Source organism: Endozoicomonas sp. SESOKO4 (assembly GCF_024606275.1).
This window is the reverse complement of record NZ_JAHHPS010000497.1, coordinates 1-2,454: the sequence shown is the minus strand read 5'-3', so window position 1 is coordinate 2,454 and position 2,454 is coordinate 1. Positions and strand designations below refer to the sequence as shown.

General features: G+C 48.2%; 1 protein-coding gene. It reads left to right on the top strand.

Translation table 11 applies throughout. From position 1 onward, the window contains the following. The coding region (locus KDK16_RS09550) for a hypothetical protein (protein WP_257275794.1) at window positions 1–2,454 on the top strand (2,454 nt) is incomplete at both ends.

The window sequence follows — 2,454 nt, the reverse complement described above, 5'->3', positions numbered from 1 at the left end:
GTGCAGAGGACGATGTCTATTACCGACGCAACGCCATTTCTGAGGCGTTACAGACATCCATCACAAAATTCAGGCAGAGAGCTGAGGAAGACGCGCTGAAGGTACTGAAGACTGCAGAAGAAATATTTGAGATCAAAGTCAATGAAGGTGATGACAACAGAGAAAGACTTCACAGAATTCGTGCAATACTCGACGGCGATGATGTCACCGAAAAAAAACTGGATGATATAGAGAATGCCCTCAGCAAAGAAAAGTTCACGTCCAATTACGAAACAACGGGGACAAAACCTGGAAAGCTTCATGAGCTTCTTACCTTTTTTGTCGAAGACGCAGATGAACGAGTCTTGGCACAGCAGACAAGCATGCTCAAAACTGCAGAGGACGAGCTGGGCATCGCCACGAGTAAAAACCTCGCTGCCATAGAAAGAGGTAAGGATTCCGTTGCTAAACTGGCCGAAAAGCTGCAAGTAGATTTAATAAAAGACGCCAGTCTGGAAGAACAAAAGGGTTCTCTTATAAACAGAATCCAGACGTTAAAGCCTCTGGTAGGCTCACTCTCTGTCGATGAAGAAGGGGTCAAAAGATATAAAAACAATCACATTGCTCGCGTACTCAACATTGAGGACTATAGAGATGATGCCCCAATAGATGATCAGGTCAATCGTATTTTAGAAAAGCTCGCAGAGCTGGAAGCAGTAGCAAACACAGCGGGTCAGCCTGACACTCATGAGCGTATCGAAGCTATCGATGCTGAACTTGACAGGCAAATAGCCCGCCTGGGCCCCAAACCCCGATACACTCTTGATCGTGAGGTGGCCAGAGCCAGAAGAGCAGTAGCAGATGCTGAAAGTGAGCTGAAGGCTACTTATCGCAAGCTGGAGAACGTTCGTCGCAAACGACAGATATCTGCCGGTCCTGCTGACGTTAACCCAATCACGGATGAGGACAAGACAACGCCTGATCAGGTAATGAAAAAACTTCAGGCTAATTTAGGCCTGACACCGGTTGACAAGCAAACCACTGAAGAGCGAGTAAACGACATCAGAGATCTTTTACATGGAGAAGATTCAGAGAAACAATATGAAATCGCTCAACAACTGAAAGCTACCACATCAGAACTGAAAATCTCTGTTGACGGTGACCCTGACAGGCTGACAGAAGAGGATTACTTTAATGCCATTGTGACCCACGCGGACACTTATGGTCAGGATGAAGTTGATTATCCAGCGGGCGAACTGCCTGAAACCAGGAGAAAGTACGCTCAGGTCACGAAATTCCTTCATGAGCACGCTTTAAGAGTAATGGAAATGACCCATGCACAGGATGAAGAAAAGCAAGCACAAGAGGAACTGAATACTATAAATCAGGCGATCGACCACTCCAAAGACAGTGATCCGAAAGCTAAAACCAAACTTGAAGACGAAAGAGACGTGCAGGCATTAGTCCTGAAACAAAAAAGAGCAGTCATATCAGAAGCACAAGAAGACCTGGAAGCTCATGTAGCGACTCTTAGAGACCTTGAAGATAACGTGGGCCTCAAGCCAGACCCTACTGCCCACTATACTGACCGGGTTGACGCCCTGAGAAACAAACAGCTGGAGCTGGGAGGGGATGATGGTAGTGGCGGCAAGATTCTGCAGCTGACCGGGGAACAGGACACTCTGAACAGAGAAATAGAAGTCAGGAAATCGGAAATAGATAAATTAAAGAAAGTGCTGCATGCTGCGGAGGAAGCCGCCGAAAATGAAGGTGGTCCCTTCCAGTACACGCCGGGGCAGGCAAGAATACTGGCCGATTTGCACGCCTACATGCAGTCGCACCCCCTCAAAAAACAGGCTCTGGAAGCCGTAATTGGCCTGTCAGAATCAGCAGAACTAAACGGTAAATCGATACCCAATCTTCAGACTTTTGACCTGGACGATGAATTTGCGCCGATTCGCCTGCAGGCCCTGGCCGGGGACAATCTGCCCTTTAATCAGGCCAGTCGGATTGTAGCAGTCTTCAAAGACCTTAAGGCGACGTTCACCTTCGAGCTCGCAGAAGATCAGTCTCTGAATCCTTTGGAAGAAGTCCAGATGCTGGCGAGCCGGGCGAGAATTTACATGAACACCGGGGCACAACAATTCGACGATGAAATCCACGGCATAGGTGAAGCAGCCATTCACTTCATTGAGCATGAACCAGAGGGCCTGAAAAGCTTCTCGGAATACTTCGCTACTCATTCTGCCAGTGGTCACAGGATCATCACTCTGCTGCGTGAAGGTCTGATCAGCAAGGTTGAACTGGAACACTACATGAAGGCCGTCAGAGGTGTCGATGGTTATCAGCTGGTGGATGAGTTTGAGCACTTCATTGGCTATAAACACGGCGTCAGGGTGCCTGAGTTCAGGAAGGTTGTTCAGATGCTGTCCGACAAGGGTGCTGAGGAATTCATGCAGAGTGCCTTTACTCCTG